Here is a 20,298-nt window from a genome sequence, read left to right on the forward strand (position 1 = left end):
ATACGATACTTAGGAGACTTGTCAGCTTGACGGTAAAAAACGCTATCTACTTTTTCGTCTTCGTCTTCATACTTGTAGGAGTTTATGGCATTACAGCATGGACTGCCCTCAACACCGTGGGAGCTCCGTTAAGTTACGCCGTAATAGCGTTTCTATGGGGCATAACACTCGCCATATTATACGTCGCCTTCGACAAAGCAGAGTGGGACTGGTGGGAAAGTTAGACCTCTTCTAAAGCAGCAGCAACGATAAGCGGAAACGCGATAGTGGCATCAGAGATAACCGTGACAGTGTTCTCTTCAGATTTGACTTTACTCCAACTAATAGCCTCCTCCAAAGACGCACCACTTAAACCGCCTGGCTCAGGCCTGTCCATAGTAATCTGAACCGCCAAATCCACGCCCTCACGAAAAGTATTCGCAAACAACGCAAAATGCTTCGGCAACCCACCACCCAGAATTATGATACCCGATTTTTTAGCCTCATAAACCTCACCCACGAGCTTGGATACGTCGCCGAGAGGGTCAAGAACTAGCTTTTTGTCTTGTCCGTAAATCCAAAGCTGAAATCCTGCTATCGAGTCAGGCAGGCCAGGGCAAATTACTGGCACGTTTTTTCTTGCAGCCGTTGCCAAAATAGAGTCTTCGTCATCTATCCGCTTTCCGATTTCCAGAAGTAGTTCGGAAGGGGAAATTCGTTGACGTTTCTGCTCCGGTATTTCTTCAAGAATACGGTAAAGCCACTTCTCTAAGTCTTTGAAGACTTTGTGTTCTATGTAAATGTCAGCGATCCTGCCAATGTCTTTCCTCTTTAACTGTTTGTCTTCAGCTCTGAATGTGCCGACTTTGTGTCTGTAGCCTAAAGCTTCAACCATGTCGTGAACCATATTAGCGCCAGTTGTTACAACCACGTTTACGTGTCCTTTCGCGATGAGCTGAGCAATTATGTTTCTCAAGCCGCCGGGAACAAGCGCGCCGGCTAAGGTTAAGAAGACGGTGTAGTCTGGGTTCTTGAACATTCTTGTTACTAGCTTCGCCGCTTTCCCTATTTTTCCAGCGCCCAAAACTCCGCAAGCATCCATCTCCTTAATCAGTTGAGCAACGGTGATTCCACGCGTAAGTTGTATATGTTTTACATCTTTCAACGACTTCAACTTCTTTAGAAAAGATAAGACAAGAAGTGCGGCTAACCCTTGGTTCGCATTATTTTAGTTCTCCCCAAGATGCGCCAGTATTCAACCTCGACACCAGACGCCAACTTCTGTTTCAGCGCTTCTTCGTCAGGGTGCGCTGCCTCAAAAACCTCATAGTTCTCCAAGTCCATTATTTGAACAGCGTTTGGCAACAGAGCGAGAATTTGACCACTTCTTTTTTCAATTAGAGGCACTTCTATCTGCGCGTCCACAGGTTTGACAAGAGTTTTCTTACTGCCGTCGAAAACTCCTATAGCTACAACTCGCGCTTTAGCCGCGCCGTGTTTGCCAGGCTTGGACTTTGTGAGGCTTGCAACGCGGCATGGTTCGTTGTCAACAATCACGTATCCGCCGACACGTAAAGTTCCAACGTCAACAGGTTTACTCATCTATCCCTCGCATCCAATATAATACAGCAATGTTTAACAACTAAAATAAATAGATTTAGCTTATTGTAGAGTAAAATAAATCCAAGGATAGATTTGAGCTTCTTGTCAGAGATTATCTTATGCGAGCGCGCAAAAATATTAGTCATTTGGAATAGCGATATCTCTTGCACAATCACTATTTTTTTGGTATTTGCCGACTTATTGCAAGGAAGAAGATCACCTATCAACATACAATTGAAGTTTGAGATCTAAATGATTGCAAAATAAAGTGTGAATTGCATTGGTAATAGTACAGTTTTATCGAAAATATTTAATACTTTATACATGTAGATAAGATTTAGGAGGAAACAGAAATGTCAGCTAATAACAAAATGATGGACTGGATCTTGGCGATTTTGCTTATAGTAGTCATCATAGTGTCTGGCTTGAGCGTCTACTACTCAACAACCACTGTAACTAAGATGGACGATAACTACGCAGATCTATTGGAAGCAATCAGGAACAGTAACGCATCATCATCCATATTTTCGGAAGCAATATTGAAAGCATTAGAAGAAATTGCGCTTGGTCTTAATATAACACTGCCACTGACAATTATAACCCAGGCATCTCCAACTCAGGGTGAAGTGAATTTAACCGTGTCCTTCCGAGCAATGGCCATTGGAGGTACACCTCCTTACACTTATGAATGGGACTTCGACGACCAAACACCTACAAATAACGAACGTGATCCAATTCACGTATATACTAATGCATCAACATACACAGCCACGGTTCTAGTTACCGATAGCGAACAAGAAACTGCCTTAGACAGCGTAACTATAAGGGTAACTAGCGCCGAAGCACTCACTGTTTTCAGCTTATGGGGTGGAAGCGAAGAAGAGAACTTCCTGCAGGCTTTGGGTAACTTCACAGAGGACACTGGCATAGAGGTTAATCACTACTCCTACACAACTCAAGAACTTTTGATCGGTGTGCCGATGCAGCTTAGAGCAGGATATTCCATAGCCGACGTCGTAATAGCCCCGTGGCCAGCTTGGATTCTGGAACTGGCACCATACCTCACAAGTGTGAACGACATAATCAACTCCACAAAGTATCCCGCGAACACTATCAATGCAGTGAAGGATGCCAATGATGTCATATGGGCTGCTCCGTTCAAGCTCTCAGGAAAGCCGGGCTTCTGGTACAAGAAATCTTTCTTCTCGGACAACGGGTTGACTGTTCCCACAACCTATGACGAGTTCAAGACTCTGCTGGTAACCATTCAAGGCATAGCTGGAATTGAGCAAGCTGTAGCCAGTGGTGACACTGTTGGATGGCCTCTTTCGGACACAACTGAAGCGTTCATAATGGGTCTTGGTGGCTATCAGCTTCAGGAGGAACTGATAACTGGTCCAAGCGCGCGGAATTGGACAGACACTGAGGTTAGAAATGTCTTTGGAAATCTGACGGAGTTGTTGGCGGCTGGTTACTTCAGCGCTCCGGCGGAATGGACATCGCAGATAACAAAGTTCTGGGACGAAAAGTATGGCATATACTTCATGGGTAGTTGGATGACAACCATGGAACAAATAGGAGACGTAAGCGACCTAGACTTCTTCGGATTCCCAGGAACAGATGGGGTAGCAGGCTCAGTAGACTACTTGATACTACCAAAGGATGCACCAAATCCAAATGAGGCTGCGCAACTGGTTGAATGGCTCGCAGGAGCCGAAGCGCAAGAGATTATGGTTGGTTTGGGCGGATTCTTCGGAACGAACATCGATGTCCCCGACACGGCCTATCTGCCGCTCGACAAGAAAGTACTGGACTTCATCTCTCAAGCAACAATCCACATTGTCTCCGACCTTGACGACGCCGTTGGCGGTAAGTTCCAAACAACCTTCTGGGACCAACTGAAGCTACTCTGGGTTGACCCAACACCGTCCACGCTAGATGACGTGTTAGCTGTCCTGGAAGCAGCAGCGTTGGAACAACAGACATAATAAGCGATTCGCCTTTATGAGAGCGGAATAATGAGTCATCACATAAAAACCCCTCTATTTTTTCTAATTCCGGCTTTTTTACTGCTTGCTCTTTTCGTATTTTACCCCATGGTTGATACAATTTATATGAGCTTTGTTGACCAAGATGGCAATTTTGTTGGGCTTGGCAACTATGAAAAAGTTTTTGGCACAAGAATTTACCCTTTAGTGAATACTAAGAATGTTGCCTTGGGAAAGTTTCCAATGGGTGCTCTAGTTCATAACATTTTTTGGATAGCAATCCATCTTCCTTTATGTGTCTTCTTTGGTCTTCTCTTAGCGGTACTTCTAAGAGATGTTAAGGGCGGTTCAATAATGAAGTCCGTTATTTTCTTGGGGATGGTGATCCCGCTGATAGTTGGCGGTGTACTGGTGCGTTTCATCCTTGACAGAGACGCTGGTATATTGAACGGCATCCTTAGAGTAATAGGGCTTGGAGCGTACGCGACCGATTGGACTTTCTATCCTAACACTGCTCTAATTACTGTGATACTAGGTTCGGTGTGGTTGTGGACCGGTTTCGCAATGATAGTGTACTCCGCTGGTCTTGAGGGAATACCGGTAGAGTTGTATGAAGCCGCCAAGATAGATGGAGCATCACGTTGGAAAACCTTTTGGCGCATAACAGTCCCAATGCTCAGGTCTTCGACCATAACAGTTGTCACCATGACGTTGCTGTGGGAGCTAAAAATTTTTGACGTAATTTACATAGTAACCAACGCAGGACCAGGCGGTGCAAGCGATGTTATGGCCTTTCGGATGTACATCGAGGCTTTCCAATACCCCCCCAACTATGGCACAGCCACGGCCATAGCCACTGTACTAACCATCATGACTTTCGGATTTGCGGCATATATGGTTAACAGGATGACGAAAAGTTGACAGAAAAAAAACCTTCTATTGTCAAAAAGTTGAAAGCAAAGAGGTTTACCATTATAGTTCATCTAATTGCATGGATAATAGCGTTCATTTGGATCATACCGTTTTTAGGGGTTTTCATGTCTTCTATAAGGCCCTACGAAGAGGTGCAGTTTGGTTGGTGGAATTTCCAAAACGCAAATTTTACTCTGGGAAGTTATGTTGATGCTTGGGTCGGCGAAACATCTAGTGTTCCTCTAAGCAACGCGATTTTAAACTCTCTAATAGTGACTATATCTGCAACTTTTATACCAATAATTGTCGCTTCTCTGGCAGCATACTCCTTTGCACGGTTTTCGTTTCGCATAAAGGATCTGCTATTCCTTGTTATAGTCCTCCTTCAAACTATTCCTCAACAAATGGTTATTTTACCAATCTTCAACCTGATGAACAGCTTACGTCTCTTGAATACATACATAGGATTGATATTGCTCCATACAGCCTTTGGTCTTCCATGGCAGATACTCTTTCTGAGGAACTTCTTCTCCACACTTCCTGTAGAGGTTGAGGAGGCTGCCAGAGTCGATGGCGCGTCCTATTTCAAAATCTTCTACAAAATAGTTCTTCCAATGAGCCTGCCAGCCTTAGCTTCCATAACAGCTCTTCAATTCGTATGGGTTTGGAACGATTTCTTCTTCGCTCTAACAATGATTCAAAGCCCAACCATGAAGTTGGTACCACAAACAATACCTCTCATTTTTTCGAGATTCGAACCCAACTGGAGCCTCTTGTCCGCCGCGTCGATAATAGCCATGATCATACCAATCGCCATCTACGTAGCACTCCAAAAATACTACGTAAGAGGTATTACTACAGGGGCTGTTAAAGGCTAAAAATTAGTAAAGCCAAGTTGGATTTATGTTAGTATCTCACCCGTTTTCTTGTCGAATACATATACCTTGTCCGCTGGGAACTCAATCCACAACTCGTCTCCTATTTCTGCTTCAAAATCAGGGCTCACCAAAGCTTTGACTAGATAGTCACCTATCTTCAGGTTGAGTATCTGCTTATCTCCAAGAGGCTCTGTCACATCGAGTACGGTTTTGATTAGCCCTTTCTTTCCTTTCGCATCCTTATAAACAAGGATATCTTGTGGTCTCACGCCCAGTACACATGCATCGGATGTACACTTCTTTACTGCTTCCGCCACATGTTCAGGCAGAGGATAACTAAACTCTCCAGTGTCGAGAGTGCAAGGAACTCCCCTTATCAAGTTACAATCGAAGAAGTTGGTGGGAGGGGTGCCTATAAACCCTGCTACAAATACGTTGGATGGATGAAAGTATATTCTATCTGGAGTATCAACTTGTTGTAGTATTCCTTCATTTAGGATGGCAACCTTGTCTCCCATTGTCATGGCTTCAACCTGGTCATGAGTGACATAGATTGTTGTAATTCCAACTTCTTTCTGCAACTTCTTGAGTTCAGCTCGCATGTAAACCCTTAGCTTAGCATCCAAGTTGCTGAGGGGTTCATCCATAAGGAAAACGTAGGGCTCTCTAATCATCGCCCTTCCTAAAGCTACCCTCTGTCTTTGACCTCCACTTAATTGCTTCGGCTTTCTGTCAAGAAGTGCCTCTATCTTCAACAGTTCGGAAACTTGACGAACCCTCTTCTTTATCTCATCCCTAGGAACCTTAGCATTTTCTAGAGGAAAAGCAAGGTTTGAGAACACGTTCATATGAGGATAAAGCGCATAACTCTGAAAGACCAAGGCTATATCCCTTTCTTTAGGGTCCAGGTCATTTACAAGCCTCTCCCCGATGTAGATTTCTCCTTCGTCCGGAGTCTCGAGGCCTGCAATACAGCGTAGAACAGTAGTCTTGCCACATCCTGAAGGACCCAAAAGAACTAGAAACTCTTTATCTTTAGCCTCCAAGTTGAGCTTGTTAACTGCGATAACTTCGCCGAACTGCTTTTTCACATTTTTAAGTAGTACCCTAGCCAAAGCAAACGCCACATATAACGAGTATGCAAATTCTAATAAAATCTTCTTTTAACAATCGAATATATAACCGATTAATCACACAATTTAAGTTAGTAGCTAGCTTGAATTTGAGGAAAAAATATGCACTGTGTTTCCTTCAACAAAATCTCTCTCGACGAGTATACACCAATAGTTGGGAAGGTGAAAATAGAAGAAATCAAAGAGTTGGCAGAAAGCCTAGTTGGAAAGAAAGTACGTCATGTAAACTCTACATCTTTCGGTGGTGGGGTAGCTGAAATTCTTCACAGGCTAGTTCCCCTAATGTGCGACGTGGGACTTAAAGCTGAATGGACAGTGATTAAAGGTTCAGACAAATTCTTCAATGTGACAAAAGCTCTTCACAACGGGCTTCAAGGCATGAATATCCCTTTGACAGAGGATATGAAAAAAACTTATCTGAAGTTCAATAAGATAAACGCCCGAGAGTTTGATTCAGATCACGATCTAGTTGTGATACATGATTACCAACCAGCCGCAATTATGAATTACCTCCCAATTAGAAGAGGAAGGTGGACTTGGCGCTGCCACATTGATCTATCCCATCCAAATCAACAATTCATTGATTTTATCAGTCCATTTATACTAAAATATAATTCACTAATCTTCACCATGAAGCAGTTTGTACAAGAACCCTTAAAATCGAGGAAAACATTCATCATCCCTCCTTCTATAGATCCTTTGAGCACAAAGAACAAACCTCTTCCTGAAAACCTTATTTTTTCAATCTTAGACAAATACGATGTAGATCATGAAAAACCAATAATAACTCAAGTTGCTAGATTTGACCCATGGAAGGATCCATTAGGAGTTATTGATGTTTACAGGTTGGTTAAAAAGAAAGTAACTAACGTTCAACTATTATTGATAGCTAGCATGGCTAAAGATGACCCAGAAGGATGGATATACTATGAAAAAACTGCTCGGCATGCAGCAGAAGATTATGATATACATTTACTCTCAGATTTGAATGGTGTTGGAAATATCGAAGTCAATGCGTTCCAAAGAGCTTCAGATGTTATTTTGCAGAAATCCATACGCGAGGGATTTGGCCTTACTGTAACTGAAGCGCTGTGGAAAGGCGTGCCTGTAGTGGGCAGCAATGTTGGAGGTATTCCACTACAGATAATCAATGGTGAAATCGGATTTTTGATAGATAGTATCGAAGAAGCGGCTGAGAAAACCCTTTATCTCCTTAAACACCCAAGCGAAGCAAGAGAGATGGGAAAGAAAGGGAGAGAGCACATTTTAAAGAACTTCTTAATCACAAGACACTTGAAAGACTATCTCTCGCTGTTTCGTTCAATTTAACCTCTTCCTTAACAAGACGCAAGTGTGCACGCCAAAAAAAGATAAAACTTTACTTTCATTAAGACTTATAGATTTAGCTTATTGTAGAGTAAAATAAATCCATGGATAGGCTTTGAAGCTCCCGCGCGCGCACCCGATATCTCGCAAACTCCCATTTTTCTATTTCAGACGAAGCGCGCTAATGGCAAATCTAAAAGAGTGAAAGTGTGAAAGATAAAGAGAGGTCATCGCATATGCAGGTAACTTTCATAAGCAAAGGTGAGACATTGCCCGCAACACTATATGCAAATTCATCCAAAGGAGTCATTCTGTGCCTACCGCATCCTTTGTATGGTGGCACCAGAAATGACACCAGAATCATCAGGGTCGCCAGAGAACTTGCTTCACATGATATCTCTGCATTATGCCTCGATTATGGAAGCTATGGCAAAGTAGTGAAGGAAGTTCAGAATGTGTTGGACGCAATTTCTTTCATGCGGAAAAGAGTTGATGCTTTAGGATTACTAGACTATTCCTTTGGAGCCGTCGTCGCGTCCAATGTAGCGGTTCAAACTAAGATTGATGGTTTCGTTGCTATGTCTGTTCTGAAGAAAACGAATGGTCTAACAGCGAACTTGAGATTTGACTGCTCAAAACTCTTTGTGCATGGAAAACGCGACAAGGTGGCACCATACTCGGATTTCGAACAGCTCTACAGAAAAGCAAGTGAAAGAAAAGAAAAACTTGTTTTAGATACAGACCATTTCTATATGGAAAACTATCCGACCCTCATTGACTTAACTTCAAAAAGCATATGCAAGTTCTTCCTACAAATATTTTCCAAATAGAACAGGCATGCGCGCAATCTTATATAATCAAAAAGGCTATCCACAAACATGGAATTCGCAGAGCTTTCAAAACTAATATTTGGCGAACTAAAACCAAAACTAGAAAATCATCAAGGATTATCAATCTTCGCGGCTGAAAGAGCTAAATTCGAAGGTTGGTTGAAGGTAGAATTATGCGACAGTTTGTCAAAGCATTTTAAAGATGTTATCCCAGAACAGAATAGAATCGATATCACTTTTGAAAATTGGGCTATTGAGCTCAAAACCATTAATACAAACATAAGGTTCCCAAATGTAAAGAATAAACACCGTCCGATAACCAGAAACACTCAAGGCGTTGTGAAGGATATAGAAAAACTAAGAACCACCGAATACACAAACAAGTCCACTTTATTTATCGTTTTTCCAGTACGGCATCGTAACAAAGATTGGCAAGTTCAACTAAGACGCATAACAAACAAACTAGTAAAAATAGAACATCTGGAATTTAACTTCAAAGACAAAATCCCAGGCACCATCTATTTTGGCTTGACCAACTAGTCTTCGATATGCTATGATACGCGCCCAATGAGTAGTCACAACTTTACGCCGTTAAGGTATTTTGCGCGCGCAAGTGCTTCGAAGTAGTCTTAAATATACTTGATAATTTAGAATGTATTGGGAGAAAACGCGTGCATGGTTTTCTATTTTTCTCACAAGCCACGTAAGCTAAAAACCGAGAAAGTTGAGCGTTTCATCAAAAAACTTGCCAAGAAACATAACGTTCCGGTTCCTAGATGGCGTATTGTAGGAGAAACACCAAAATCAGACAGAATCGAGAAAACTGTGTTTGGACCTAAGACAACGTTTGAAAGAAAAACAGTTCAAGTTGGAGGAGCTTTCCTGATGGCATCTGACAGAACTTGCTGCATAGAATTTTATGGTCTTCCGACGAAAGAAACTGTGGAGCACGAATTCAGGCATTATGTAGATTGGCTGCACGGGACGCTTAGGAGAGAAAAGATTTGGTGACTGAGTTCAGAATTTCGCCAACTCGCGCGCGCTTCTGCAAGTTGCTAAATGTGAAAGATGCGGAAAAGTCATAGCAGAACCAAAGGAACTAATTAGAATACAGAAAAAATGCGCGCGCGCATAAGCTAGAATAAGGCTTCCTTCTGATGTTGAGGAATATTCTTCAAGAATGTGATTTGATAAGTGTTAGAAGTAGATCTATTGCGTTTTTTCTTCAACAGTTTTCTTTCTGAGATGATATGTCAAAGGGTTCCTTATAGTTTTACAGACTGGATCATTTGGATTCACACAAATACCATGAGTTTGCAGAGTTGAACAATTGTAAGTTTTATATGGAGTTCTGCTCCCTCTTTGACCTGCAAGATGTTCCACTTGATATCGTGTTTTGTCTTCTCTAAAGTCTGCAACATTTGAAAACAGGTTGACAATCCTATCTACACTAATGCCTTGATTAAATAGGTATGTCACCAAAGTGAACCTCTCAGCATGGGAAAGATGTTGTCCTTTAGTTGTTCTATCCAAAAGATTCATAATGCAAGGAGGATACTCTGACTCCTCAGCCCGTATTTTCTGATCGAATTCTGTCAAGTGAGGTTTTCTTTTCAGAAATTCAGCTTTGATTTCTTCAATAACGTCTTGGATAACCTGAGGAATGCTCATAATTTTTTCCTTAGTTCTGTCTTCTATGTATTTCTTTATCTCCTCTTGAAGAAGCCTGCAAACCTCATTTCTAGTTACAGATACCTGACCCTTATCAAGTTGCCTATTCACCAATTTCCATTCTGGAGCATGAACTAGTCTTCCTCTAGTTGCGTTGTTTAAGTAGTTCACAAAATGCACTGTATATGAAAAAGGTTCTTGTTTTGATGGATGGATATCCCATTCAAAGGATTCTGCTATTTCTAGTATAAATTCATCTTTCTCTTTCAAGAGGTAACTGTGGATTTTCCTTGCTTCTGATAAAGCATATCTTTCAGTAAGGATTTTGTCTTTCACACCTGTAACCATTAATATCGCAACAGGAAACGAAGCAATCTCAACCTCTGATCTCTTATATGGCACCTGATTTTGCACGTGTGCTAAGAATTCAAAAGTGGCTGCTATTCTAACCTCTGCCCGATTGACAATACTTTCAAGTTCTCCAAGATCGTTTATATCAATGCCTAATTCAGCAATATGCCTTCTTGCTTGAGGTAGAAAAGGATATTTTGCCATGTCAGTTTTTGTTAAAAGGATGCTCTCACCCAGCTTAAAGTTCTAAATCTGCCTCTTATGTTTTCTCCTTCCTATTCCGTATAATAATATCACAAATCATGAAACCTCAGAATAATTATTTTTTCCACAAGTCATAAAACCTGACTGATCTAACTTATCTTCCCAGGGGATGGGTTGATGAAAGATTCTGTTTATGCTGATATGGAGGACTCAGAGAAACAGGTTGCAGACTATTTGAGGGAACTGATAATTTCAAGAAATTATTTAGTTGAGGAATAATTTTGAGTAATATCTCTGGAGCTATTTTCCCAATCTTACCTGAGAATGTTAAATCTCTTTTCGATGAAAAGAAAGAGGCTTTTGTTAAGTTCACCAAGTTCTTAAGGCTTGAAAGAGGTTCAAAGATAGTCTTCTATACATCTGGAAAGTTGATAGGAGAAGGAACCATTGAGAGGATTGAAAGAATGGAGCCACAAACTGCTTGGATTCGTTACAAAAGCCAGATTTTTCTGACCAAAGATCAGTATGACAACTATGTTGTTAGATCACCAATAAGTGGGGAAGAACGGAGAACAGTAGCTATCACAATATTATTTTTGAAGAGACTAAAGAAATACAATCAGCCCCTCCGTATGTTTTATTCCACTGCATCTTTCACACATAGAAACTTGCAGAGGCTGGCTTCGAATTTCTCACTACTATAGAAAGCATCCAAGTGTTCCGAAAGCGCAAGTAGGAGTATAACTTAAACAATTGAAAATATAGGTTATATATTTGTTTAAGCCATCTCCAACAATTATCTCCCGCAAAACTCCTTTTTTATGTTTTACGATAAAAGGAGATATGAGTTTCTTCTATAATTATCCTCAGTGTTTTTACTGCCGCTCTTAGAGTATACAACACTTCCAAGCCAACTTTCAAAGGGTCAAATTTTATTAGTTTGTTCGCACTCATTCGGATTCACCGAAATCTACAAGTGTATAAGTGTTAAAAGTGAATATGAAACTCTACTTTACATTAAGACTTATAGATTAAGGTTACTGCAAAGCCTTAGATGCGATGACAATGACGTTTAAAAGTGTCGGGTTAACGGCGCGAAATGACAAGAAAAAAGCGTTAGACCTAGCTAAAAAACTATTGAATCATCTAGAAGAAAGAGGGCTAAACGTAATCGTTGACCCTGAAATCGCAGAGCGCATCAATAAAGCTGACTTTGCTGTACCCCTTGAAGAATGGAAACCAGACTTTATCATCACCGTCGGAGGCGACGGAACCATCCTAAGAACATGCATCCACGTTCCAAAACCTGAACCCCCAATACTCGCCATCAACATGGGTGAACGAGGCTTTCTAGCTGAAGTATCTCCAGAAGACGCTTTGCCAGCCATGGATAGAACCCTCAAAGGAGAGTTTACGCTTGAATACTGCAAGAAACTGTCTGCTTCTGTTGAAGGCGAAGTGTTGCCAGATGCGTTAAACGAAGTTTTTATTTCTGCAGACGCCCCAGTTAAGCTGTTGTATGCAGATCTTTGGAAAGACGGTGACAGGATTTTAGACTGTCGAGCAGACGGAATTCTGGTTGCGTCGCCGACTGGTTCAACAGGATATTCAATAGCGGCAGGCGGACCAGTTTTAGACCCTGAAACCGCCGTGTTCGTCCTCACACCCGTATGTCCACTCACACCGTTTCCTCCAATCGTTTTTTCTGAGAATTCAACACTTACGGTGGAGATAGAGAGACCCCGCACAGTATTAGTGGTGGTTGATGGGTATTATCGTAGGCTTGTTGAGAAGCGAAAGCCTCGTGTGACGGTTACGAAGTCGGATAATGTAACTTCGTTTATTCGTTTTAAAAAGGAATTTTATCGACGGCTTAAGAGTCGGTTGTTGTATCCGAAGGGAAAACTGTGCTGACAAAAACTGAGAGGCGGAAAACAATCGTTTTAGATACTTCCGCTTTCATAGCTGGGTTTGAACCCCTCTCCATCCAAGATGTTCAATATTCAGTTCCCGAAGTTAAACACGAACTTATTGCTAATTCGTTGCCTTGGACTCGGTTTAACGCTGCCGTTGAAAATGGAAAGCTGAGAGTCAAAACGCCTAAAGCGGACTATGTTAAAAGGATTAAAGCGTCATCTAAAGCCGTTGGCGACCTGCTCTTCCTCTCAGAGGCAGATCGGCAGATTTTAGCGTTGGCATTGGAGCTGAGAGACATGGGTTATAGTCCTCAGATCGTTACTGATGACTATTCTATACAAAACGTAGCCAACCAAGTAGGTATTGAGTTTGCGCCCTTGATGACTTTTGGCATACGCTATCGCTTCCGATGGACGCTTTACTGTCCCGCCTGCTACAGCAAATACCCAGCGGACTATCGGTCTAAACGTTGTGAAATTTGTGGGACTGAGTTGAAACGGAAACCTGTCGGCAAAACACCAGTATAAAGTCAGTGTTGAACGTTGAATTTAGAAAAAGTTGTCTTAATTTTCCAGCTTAGTTATGGTCGAGTTCCAAGCACCAGTGAAATGGTCGTTTCATAGCTGTCTCTTTCCACTGTTATGTTAATTGTCTGGTTTGGTGATGTGCGTTCTTCGAGGTAGCTGGATATATCGTCGCCGTTTATTATTTGTGTGTTGTTTATAGCGAGGATTATGTCTTCGGCTTTTAGAACTGCTTCGGCTGGACTGAGGGGGATCACATCTACTATTAACCATCCGTAAGTGGTGGAGGTGCCCATTTCCTGAGCTAACTCGTAAGTCATGTCCGTTCCCATCACTCCTATCCAAGGGTGTGGATAACTGTCGCCCTTTACAAGCCAAGCAATTTCGCGGAGGATTGCATCGGAGGGTATGGCGAAGCCTACTCCTGTTGAGTTTTCGATTATGGCAAATGTAACGCCTACCACCTGACCTCTAGAGTTTAGCAGTGGACCCCCGGAGTTGCCCGGATTAAGAGGAGCACTAATCTGTATGACGTTAGCGATTGAATATCCGCCCGCCAGATCTTCGGGAATTGCTCTTCCAAGCTGGCTGACAATACCCGTTGTCATGGAGCCAATTAGCGCATAGGGATTGCCTATAGCTACTACAAAATCGCCTACTTTGAGCAACGAGGAGTTGATGATGGGAAGAGACTTAAACCCGTAAGGGAGAGCACCGTCAACTGAGAGAACGGCGAGGTCTACGTAAGCGTCAGAGCCGAGAATGCTGGCGGAGTATGCGCTGCCGTTCGTGAAGGTAACTGAACGGCTTGTTGTGCCTTGAACTACGTGGTAGTTTGTGATTACAATCTGACCCGAAAAAGTATCACTTGTATAGTTATAGACGAATCCTGAGCCTGCCACTGCTCCTTGAGGTGTTTGTCCACGAATCAGAACTACAGCGTCTTTGATGTTTTCGTAGAGTTCGGAAAGCGATATGTTGCCTACGCTGGTTTGGCTGTAGTTTCCTAGAGCTTCCGTCAGTGCAGAGATTTGGGTTTGAAGGGTGTCAACTTTGTGTTCTAGGTTCTTGACGCTGTTTGAGAATATTTGGTATGTGTAGATGTTTCCAACGATGCTGGCGACTACTATGACGGCGATTACTGTGACTGTTATAAGTGAAAGACGGTTTGAGCGGGGTTCATATTCGTTATACAAGTTTTATGACTCTCCAGAATCGTGTTGTATGGTGCTAGCTTTTACAGTTCTTATAAGTATTCTCTAAATGCGAAAGTGAACGATTGTTCTAAACTCTGTTTTTAAATAACATGGGCAACCGTATTCAATATAGGGTGTGTATAGAAGATAGAGAATTGAAAACGGCTTATGAATTCGCAGCCATTACGGTCGGTGTCTTTAGTCTGTGTTTTGCCATTTCTACGTTAGGCTATAGCATAGTTGACTCTTCCATGCCTGAAATTAAGATTTTCCGTTACGGCTTTCCAATGACATGGCTCAGAGCAACAACAGTCATTCTGCCACTGGCTCCCGCACAATACACCATCTTATGGTTTGAACTGTGCGTCGACATCGTTTTTTATCTGGCGTTGTCTCTAGGGATTTCTTTCATTACATTAAACCTGTGAAACGCCTTAAGGCTCGTTCAAAAGCGTCGTTGGGGACGAGAGTTCTTCTTGTCATTTTGGCGGCGTATTTCGCTAGGCTGGTTTCTTGTGGCATTCACGAGCTTTTGGGTCACGGTTTTTGGGCGTGGATTCTCGGGGCAGACAGTGTTCAGGTTTATGTTTCTTGGCTGGGGTTTGGATGGTGCAAATGGGATCCTCCTCTTAGTGGGTTTGCTAAAGTTATGGCTATGGTTGGAGGACTCATCAACACCTTCGTATTAGGCGCTATGATTTTTGCATTCCTATATTTAATGCCGAAAAAGTGCGGATTCTACGTGAGGTTTTCTCTTTTTTGGTTGGGGTTTTGGACTATGATAACTCAAGCAAGTTATTTATTGTTGGGAGGGTCTACAGGGTATGGCGATCCTGGGGCGTTAGCATCATTGGCAGGAGTCCCACTAGATTTCTTCAGGCTTCTCGGGTTCGGCTTGTTTTTGATTGCCTATCTAGCAGTTTCGGTGTTGTTTATTTCTGAAGTTAGCTGCTTGTTCGCAGAATACAGAGAGAAAACTTTGTTGTTTGAGTTTTGGCTCACAATGCCAATACAAGTAATCTTCTTTATGGCTTCTGAACATACCGTGTCTTTCGAATTGATTTTCGGTTTACTCCTTGTTTCTCTGATTCCAAGCTTGCTGTCTCTGCCGCTTTTCCCGTTCTTTAATCGTTTGAGAATGCATAGAGATGCTTAGCATCTATAAAGAGAAGACCAAATGTTAAATCAAATCCAAATCTTCTAGGGAAAGCTCCCTTTTTAAGGCTGAAAGGAGAAAAAGTATTTCATTGTGCCTCCTCTTTGCGATTTTCTTTGCAGTTTCGGTGTTCAGTAAAGGATAGATGGTTTTTAACTCTTTGAAAGAGCGTTTTACAACAGAATCAAATGGTGCATTACCAAGCCAGTGAAACGCTCTAACCACACCTACGATTCCTAGTAAATCAATTTTGTCAGCATCCCAAACTATCTTTTCTTCTATGGTTTCCAACTCGTCTCTAAAGTCAAGAGGATGACGCAATATTATCTTAACGATTTTTTCTCTTCTTCCTTGAGGATAGTTGATGTCTTTCAAAATTCTGCTAGCCAATTCTGCCCCATTTTCATGATGTGGTTTACCCATGATCCATCCAAGATCATGAAAAAGCGCTCCTACTTGTACCAACTCTACGTCAGCTTTTTCTTCTCTAGCAAAAAACGTTGCTATCTTGAAAACTCTCTTAACATGCTCGAATGAATGAACGCTTCCTTTTATTACTGACATTTTCTCTTTTACAATGCTTTCAAGATTTTCTACGATTAAACCCACAGCCCTACACCTCTCTGAAACACAATTATTGTATTTTGATCTCTAGAAAAAGTTTGGCGCCGGGGAGAGGATTTGAACCCCTGAGGGCCAAAGACCCACCGGCTAACTGGCCCGCTTCTAGACATCATCGGATCTCGAGGCCGGCGCATTACCGCTCTGCCACCCCGGCACCAACAAAGTCAAAAAAGAGCAACGTGTCTAAAAGCGTTTTGCCTCACACCCATCCACATTTAAAGCCTAATAGAACAGTCTATCCAAACACCAAAAACACACCGCCAACCACTTAAAGATAAAAGCAACCAACAACAAACAAACAACAGGGGAAACACCCGCTATGAAGCTAACAAACAAACTACTTCAAATCGACCCGGCAGCCACACAGCAAAAAATCACACGCTTCATCAAAGACTATGTAAGCAAGGCAAAAGCAAAAGGCATAGTCCTAGGAATCTCAGGAGGAGTAGACAGCGCCACCACAGCCGCCCTAGCCACAACAGCCATAGGAGCAAACAAAGTCCTCGGCTTATACATGCCCGAAAAAGAAACCTACAACAAAACCGACCGCAAACACGTAAAACTCCTCGCCAAAAAATTCAAGTTCCAACTAAAAACAATCAACCTCACACAAACCCTAAACACCATATACAAAACCATCCCAGACTACGACCCCAAAGACAAACTTAGCCGAGGAAACCTCAAAGCCCGAACCCGCATGCTCATCTGGTACTACTACGCAAACCACCAACGCCTACTTGTAGCCGGCAGCAGCGACAAAAGCGAAACAATGATAGGCTACTACACCAAATGGGGAGACGCAGCCGCAGACATCACTCCCATCATGGACCTCTACAAAACCCAAGTCCGCCAACTAGCCCCCCACCTAGGCATACCACCTGCAATAATCAAAAAACCACCAACCCCTGCTCTCTGGCCAAACCAAACAGCAGAAGAAGAAATAGGCTTAAAGTACGAAACCCTCGACCTAATCCTCTACGGCATAGAACACTTCATGCCCACCCAAACAATAGCAAAACAACTCCACCTACTAACCAAAACCATCGCAACCGTTAAAAAAAGATGGCTACAAACAGAACACAAAAGACAAATGCCCCTAACAACCAAACTCGAATATCGAACTATAAACGCCGACTTCAGACTCACCCGCACAACAGAGGCAATATAACATGAAAGAAGAATTCAAAACAGCCCTCGTACAATTCCCATGCAAAATCGGAAACAAACAACATAACATCAACAAAATAGCAAAATACGCCAAACAAGCCAAAAAACAAAAAGCCGACATAATCATCTTCCCCGAAATGTCCTTAACAGGCTACACCACACGAGACTTAACATACGAGCTAGCCGAAGAAATCCCAGGTCCCTCCACCAAAAAAATCGGAAAAATAGCCAAAAAAGAAAATCTCTACATAATCTACGGCATGCCAGAGCGAAGTGAAAAAGGAAAAGCAATACTCTACAATACCGCAGCTCTTACAGGCCCAGAAGGCTACGTCGGCAAGTACAGAAAAATGCACTTGCCAACCCACAGCGTCTTCGAAGAAAAGAGATATTTCAGACTAGGATATCAAACACCAGTCTTCGAAACGAACATCGGAAAACTCGGCATAATAATATGCTACGACATATTCTTCCCAGAAATAACACGTGCACTTCGCCTCCAAGGAGCAAAAATCATAATTTGCATCTCAGCCTCCCCCGCCGTAAGGAAAAAATTCTTTGAAACCCTTACAACCGCAAGGGCAATAGAAAACACATGCTTCTTAGCATACGTAAACTTGGTCGGCATAGAAAACGGCCTGCAGTTTTGGGGAGGAAGCCGCCTCATAAGCCCAAGCGGTACTATAATTACCCAGTCAAGGTATAATGAAGAAGACATTTCATTCGGAAACGTAAACTACGAAGACCTAAGACCGATAGAAGCTTTTGTGCCTACCCTCCGCGATTTAAGACCAGAGCTTTATGTCACATTAAAGGAACTCTCGGAAAAACTGTGATGTCACATAAGTCATCACGTACGTGATGTCTGTGTGATATTGAGCAAGGCATATAGAACAGGGTGAAAACGCATCGAAAAGCGTTGCGACTTCCTTAGAGCTAAGATTTCGGAAATTTTCTAACAGCCTTCTCTATCCTATCCAAAGCCTCACTAATTTTTTCATAAGATGTAGCATACGACAGCCGCAAAAAGCCCTCACCATGCTTACCAAACGAAGACCCAGGTGTTACACCAACTTTGGCTTCTTTCAAAAGAAACTCAGAAAACTCAGCAGAAGTCGCTGTGAATGCCTTCATATTCGGAAACACGTAAAACGCACCTTCTGGAAGAGAGCAACTGAGACCTTCAATTTCACTTAAACGCCTATAAATAAGTCTACGACGCTTATCAAATTCAGAAACCATTTCTGCCACAAAGTCTTGTGGACCTTCCAAAGCCGCTGTAGCAGCGTATTGCGCTGGTCCACCTACACACGCTACTGTAAATTGGTGAGCCAGTAACATGGCTGAAATTAAATCTTCAGGTCCTAACGCGTAGCCAACACGAAAACCAGTCATTGCATATGTCTTAGAAAAAGAATTTACGACAATTGTTTGCTCACGCATACCAGGAAACGTTGCTAAACAATAATGTTTCACATCATCGTAAGTAATTTTTTCATAAACTTCGTCAGAAACCAGAATTAAATCGTTCTCAACCGCAAGCTTCGCTAATTTCGCTAACTCATCATAGGTCAAAACGGAGCCTGTAGGATTATGAGGCGAATTAATAATAATCACACGTGACTTCTTTGTGATAAGTGACGTCACGGTCTCTATGTCTGGTTTAAAGCCATTATTCTCAAGTAGCGGCATCAAAATAGGGGTGCCCCCAGCAATCAACACCGCAGGCACGTAACATACAAAGCCGGGATCGGGTATTAGCACCTCATCACCAGGATTTATGAAAGCCAATAAGGCAAGAGAGACCGCTTCTGTTGCGCCCACAGTAACTAAGATTTCATTTTCTGGATTATAGAAAGTACCATACTCCCGCGTGAATTTCTTAGAAAGAGCTTCGCGCAATTCTGAAATTCCATTTGAAGTGGTGTAGTGGGTTTTTCCTTCAGTCATCGCTTGCTTAGCTGCTTCTAACGCATGCTCTGGCGGTGTAAAGTCTGGCTCTCCTATACCGAGGCTTATGAGGCCAGCTTTGTGTGGAGTTAATGCAAAAAGACGGCGAATACTGGAGGATTTAATTTCTTTTAATCTTTCTGCCTTGTTGTGCGTTTGCAAGAGGTTTTCCTCGTCTTCTTTTAATTTTCCTAACATAAAACGTTTACTTTTGTCAACCTAGAAATACAACCACAACTTCAATTCTTCAGCGTAAAAACTATATTCAGCTTGTATACAAAACTGTATCCAACCAGCATAGAAAACCGGGGAAGAATCTTGTCCTTCAAAAAAAGCGTTCAAAACTGGCTAAAACGCTCATTAGAAGACCCTATCGCAAAAATACTTGCGAAAAACAGCAATTTAACTAAAACACAGCTTGAAACACTACTTATAGACGTTTTAGCCGAAAATTTAGCCTCAAAATCGTTAAAATACGAAGAAAAAGCCAAATTAAGGCAAACAAAGGCAGCAATAAGCCGCGGTTCCTTCAACAGAACGCTAAAACAAGCAAAAAGTAACACTATACAATCAATATACACCATCCTTCTTCTCGGCTATTTTGGCATTCTTGAAGACACAAGTCTCACCCCTTATTTGGAAGCAGCAAACAAACTAAAAGCATACACAACAGCGTATAGAGATCTTTCAAATAATCATAAGGGAGTAAAGGAACATTTACAGCTTATAAGTATGTTACGTGAAGAACTTGAAACAATGCTTAATAACCTATCAAAACCATGGACTTCATCTAAACCGTGATATCACACATCACATAGGTTACAGAGACTTTCAATTTGCAGGGTAGAAAGATGTTATTTTTTCCCCCAAAAAGAGCCCTAATCTCGAAT

General features: G+C 42.1%; 23 protein-coding genes and 1 tRNA gene. 16 read left to right on the forward strand and 8 right to left on the reverse strand.

The window, feature by feature from the left end:
• The first annotated feature begins 26 nt into the window (after window positions 1-26).
• Entirely contained in the window at window positions 27-224 is a 198-nt protein-coding gene (locus tag OEX01_00580) for a hypothetical protein (GenBank protein ID MDH5447490.1), read from the forward strand.
• Here the strand turns inward: OEX01_00580 and OEX01_00585 are convergent.
• The gene (locus tag OEX01_00585; protein MDH5447491.1) at window positions 221-1,144 is read right to left on the reverse strand and encodes a deoxyhypusine synthase; all 924 of its coding nucleotides are present in this window, start codon (window positions 1,142-1,144) and stop codon (window positions 221-223) included. The two genes, OEX01_00580 and OEX01_00585, sit on opposite strands and share 4 nt — an antisense overlap.
• Window positions 1,145-1,185: 41 nt before the next feature.
• Window positions 1,186-1,581, reverse strand: coding sequence for a translation initiation factor IF-5A (locus tag OEX01_00590; protein MDH5447492.1), 396 nt, complete (start codon window positions 1,579-1,581; stop codon window positions 1,186-1,188).
• 353 nt (window positions 1,582-1,934) lie between these two features.
• On the opposite strand from OEX01_00590, the gene OEX01_00595 reads away from it, so the two are divergent.
• The 3 genes from OEX01_00595 to OEX01_00605 are packed head-to-tail and all read left to right on the forward strand — an operon-like array spanning window position 1,935 to window position 5,359.
• The gene (locus OEX01_00595; GenBank protein MDH5447493.1) at window positions 1,935-3,569 is read left to right on the forward strand and encodes an extracellular solute-binding protein; all 1,635 of its coding nucleotides are present in this window, start codon (window positions 1,935-1,937) and stop codon (window positions 3,567-3,569) included.
• A gap of 30 nt (window positions 3,570-3,599) precedes the next feature.
• On the forward strand, window positions 3,600-4,490 hold the full coding sequence (locus tag OEX01_00600; GenBank protein MDH5447494.1) for a sugar ABC transporter permease: 891 nt from the start codon (window positions 3,600-3,602) through the stop codon (window positions 4,488-4,490).
• Window positions 4,487-5,359: a carbohydrate ABC transporter permease gene (locus OEX01_00605; GenBank protein ID MDH5447495.1), complete on the forward strand. Its 873-nt coding sequence runs from the start codon at window positions 4,487-4,489 to the stop codon at window positions 5,357-5,359. Before OEX01_00600 ends, OEX01_00605 begins: the two co-directional genes overlap by 4 nt.
• 23 nt (window positions 5,360-5,382) lie before the next feature.
• Here the strand turns inward: OEX01_00605 and OEX01_00610 are convergent, their stop codons facing one another.
• Window positions 5,383-6,474, reverse strand: a complete 1,092-nt coding sequence (locus tag OEX01_00610; protein ID MDH5447496.1) for an ABC transporter ATP-binding protein — start codon at window positions 6,472-6,474, stop codon at window positions 5,383-5,385.
• A 120-nt stretch (window positions 6,475-6,594) separates the two neighbouring features.
• Here OEX01_00610 and OEX01_00615 point away from each other — a divergent pair, with 120 nt between their 5' ends.
• From OEX01_00615 to OEX01_00630, 4 genes are all read left to right on the forward strand, one after another.
• The gene (locus tag OEX01_00615; protein MDH5447497.1) at window positions 6,595-7,821 is read left to right on the forward strand and encodes a glycosyltransferase; all 1,227 of its coding nucleotides are present in this window, start codon (window positions 6,595-6,597) and stop codon (window positions 7,819-7,821) included.
• Between the two features lie 206 nt (window positions 7,822-8,027).
• Entirely contained in the window at window positions 8,028-8,648 is a 621-nt protein-coding gene (locus tag OEX01_00620) for a hypothetical protein (protein ID MDH5447498.1), read from the forward strand.
• A 48-nt stretch (window positions 8,649-8,696) separates the two neighbouring features.
• Window positions 8,697-9,188: a hypothetical protein gene (locus OEX01_00625; protein MDH5447499.1), complete on the forward strand. Its 492-nt coding sequence runs from the start codon at window positions 8,697-8,699 to the stop codon at window positions 9,186-9,188.
• A 135-nt stretch (window positions 9,189-9,323) separates the two neighbouring features.
• The gene (locus OEX01_00630) at window positions 9,324-9,659 is read left to right on the forward strand and encodes a hypothetical protein (GenBank protein ID MDH5447500.1); all 336 of its coding nucleotides are present in this window, start codon (window positions 9,324-9,326) and stop codon (window positions 9,657-9,659) included.
• 198 nt (window positions 9,660-9,857) lie between these two features.
• Here OEX01_00630 and OEX01_00635 read toward each other — a convergent pair whose 3' ends face one another.
• Window positions 9,858-10,874, reverse strand: a complete 1,017-nt coding sequence (locus OEX01_00635) for a DNA primase large subunit PriL (protein ID MDH5447501.1) — start codon at window positions 10,872-10,874, stop codon at window positions 9,858-9,860.
• 281 nt (window positions 10,875-11,155) lie between these two features.
• Here OEX01_00635 and OEX01_00640 point away from each other — a divergent pair, with 281 nt between their 5' ends.
• The 3 genes from OEX01_00640 to OEX01_00650 all read left to right on the forward strand — a co-directional run bounded on the left by OEX01_00640 (window position 11,156) and on the right by OEX01_00650 (window position 13,318).
• A complete protein-coding gene (locus OEX01_00640) occupies window positions 11,156-11,578 on the forward strand; it encodes a DUF365 domain-containing protein (protein ID MDH5447502.1) in 423 nt (140 codons plus the stop codon).
• 361 nt (window positions 11,579-11,939) lie between these two features.
• Window positions 11,940-12,788 carry an NAD(+)/NADH kinase gene (locus tag OEX01_00645; protein MDH5447503.1) on the forward strand — a complete coding sequence of 283 codons (849 nt, stop codon included), beginning with the start codon at window positions 11,940-11,942 and terminating at the stop codon, window positions 12,786-12,788.
• Window positions 12,782-13,318 carry a hypothetical protein gene (locus tag OEX01_00650; protein ID MDH5447504.1) on the forward strand — a complete coding sequence of 179 codons (537 nt, stop codon included), beginning with the start codon at window positions 12,782-12,784 and terminating at the stop codon, window positions 13,316-13,318. Before OEX01_00645 ends, OEX01_00650 begins: the two co-directional genes overlap by 7 nt.
• Window positions 13,319-13,371: 53 nt before the next feature.
• Here the strand turns inward: OEX01_00650 and OEX01_00655 are convergent, their stop codons facing one another.
• On the reverse strand, window positions 13,372-14,511 hold the full coding sequence (locus OEX01_00655) for a trypsin-like peptidase domain-containing protein (protein ID MDH5447505.1): 1,140 nt from the start codon (window positions 14,509-14,511) through the stop codon (window positions 13,372-13,374).
• A 155-nt stretch (window positions 14,512-14,666) separates the two neighbouring features.
• Between OEX01_00655 and OEX01_00660 the strand changes: the two genes are divergently transcribed.
• A complete protein-coding gene (locus tag OEX01_00660) occupies window positions 14,667-14,939 on the forward strand; it encodes a hypothetical protein (GenBank protein MDH5447506.1) in 273 nt (90 codons plus the stop codon).
• A 29-nt stretch (window positions 14,940-14,968) separates the two neighbouring features.
• Window positions 14,969-15,667: a hypothetical protein gene (locus OEX01_00665; GenBank protein ID MDH5447507.1), complete on the forward strand. Its 699-nt coding sequence runs from the start codon at window positions 14,969-14,971 to the stop codon at window positions 15,665-15,667.
• A 24-nt stretch (window positions 15,668-15,691) separates the two neighbouring features.
• Here the strand turns inward: OEX01_00665 and OEX01_00670 are convergent, their stop codons facing one another.
• Both OEX01_00670 and OEX01_00675 read right to left on the reverse strand, forming a co-directional pair.
• Window positions 15,692-16,276: an HD domain-containing protein gene (locus OEX01_00670; protein MDH5447508.1), complete on the reverse strand. Its 585-nt coding sequence runs from the start codon at window positions 16,274-16,276 to the stop codon at window positions 15,692-15,694.
• A gap of 54 nt (window positions 16,277-16,330) precedes the next feature.
• Window positions 16,331-16,445: transfer RNA gene (locus OEX01_00675), tRNA-Ser, on the reverse strand.
• 165 nt (window positions 16,446-16,610) lie between these two features.
• On the opposite strand from OEX01_00675, the gene OEX01_00680 reads away from it, so the two are divergent.
• On the forward strand, window positions 16,611-17,459 hold the full coding sequence (locus tag OEX01_00680; protein ID MDH5447509.1) for an NAD+ synthase: 849 nt from the start codon (window positions 16,611-16,613) through the stop codon (window positions 17,457-17,459).
• A gap of 1 nt (window position 17,460) precedes the next feature.
• Window positions 17,461-18,294, forward strand: coding sequence for a carbon-nitrogen hydrolase family protein (locus OEX01_00685; protein MDH5447510.1), 834 nt, complete (start codon window positions 17,461-17,463; stop codon window positions 18,292-18,294).
• 100 nt (window positions 18,295-18,394) lie between these two features.
• On the opposite strand, the gene OEX01_00690 is transcribed toward OEX01_00685, so the two are convergent.
• Window positions 18,395-19,606: a pyridoxal phosphate-dependent aminotransferase gene (locus OEX01_00690; protein ID MDH5447511.1), complete on the reverse strand. Its 1,212-nt coding sequence runs from the start codon at window positions 19,604-19,606 to the stop codon at window positions 18,395-18,397.
• Between the two features lie 120 nt (window positions 19,607-19,726).
• On the opposite strand from OEX01_00690, the gene OEX01_00695 reads away from it, so the two are divergent.
• Window positions 19,727-20,209, forward strand: a complete 483-nt coding sequence (locus tag OEX01_00695) for a hypothetical protein (GenBank protein MDH5447512.1) — start codon at window positions 19,727-19,729, stop codon at window positions 20,207-20,209.
• Window positions 20,210-20,298: the final 89 nt, after the last annotated feature.

The sequence above is a fragment of the Candidatus Bathyarchaeota archaeon genome (assembly GCA_029882535.1).
GTDB lineage: Archaea > Thermoproteota > Bathyarchaeia > Bathyarchaeales > SOJC01 > JAOUKM01.

What these genes read in the sequence shown, in the direction of transcription:
- OEX01_00590 (MDH5447492.1), bottom strand. Translation starts at nt 1,581, where the DNA reads ATGAGTAAACCTGTTGACGTTGGAACTTTACGTGTCGGCGGATACGTG.
- OEX01_00595 (MDH5447493.1), top strand. Translation starts at nt 1,935, where the DNA reads ATGTCAGCTAATAACAAAATGATGGACTGGATCTTGGCGATTTTGCTT.
- OEX01_00600 (MDH5447494.1), top strand. Translation starts at nt 3,600, where the DNA reads ATGAGTCATCACATAAAAACCCCTCTATTTTTTCTAATTCCGGCTTTT.
- OEX01_00615 (MDH5447497.1), top strand. Translation starts at nt 6,595, where the DNA reads ATGCACTGTGTTTCCTTCAACAAAATCTCTCTCGACGAGTATACACCA.
- OEX01_00625 (MDH5447499.1), top strand. Translation starts at nt 8,697, where the DNA reads ATGGAATTCGCAGAGCTTTCAAAACTAATATTTGGCGAACTAAAACCA.
- OEX01_00630 (MDH5447500.1), top strand. Translation starts at nt 9,324, where the DNA reads ATGGTTTTCTATTTTTCTCACAAGCCACGTAAGCTAAAAACCGAGAAA.
- OEX01_00635 (MDH5447501.1), bottom strand. Translation starts at nt 10,874, where the DNA reads ATGGCAAAATATCCTTTTCTACCTCAAGCAAGAAGGCATATTGCTGAA.
- OEX01_00645 (MDH5447503.1), top strand. Translation starts at nt 11,940, where the DNA reads ATGACGTTTAAAAGTGTCGGGTTAACGGCGCGAAATGACAAGAAAAAA.
- OEX01_00680 (MDH5447509.1), top strand. Translation starts at nt 16,611, where the DNA reads ATGAAGCTAACAAACAAACTACTTCAAATCGACCCGGCAGCCACACAG.
- OEX01_00685 (MDH5447510.1), top strand. Translation starts at nt 17,461, where the DNA reads ATGAAAGAAGAATTCAAAACAGCCCTCGTACAATTCCCATGCAAAATC.
- OEX01_00690 (MDH5447511.1), bottom strand. Translation starts at nt 19,606, where the DNA reads ATGTTAGGAAAATTAAAAGAAGACGAGGAAAACCTCTTGCAAACGCAC.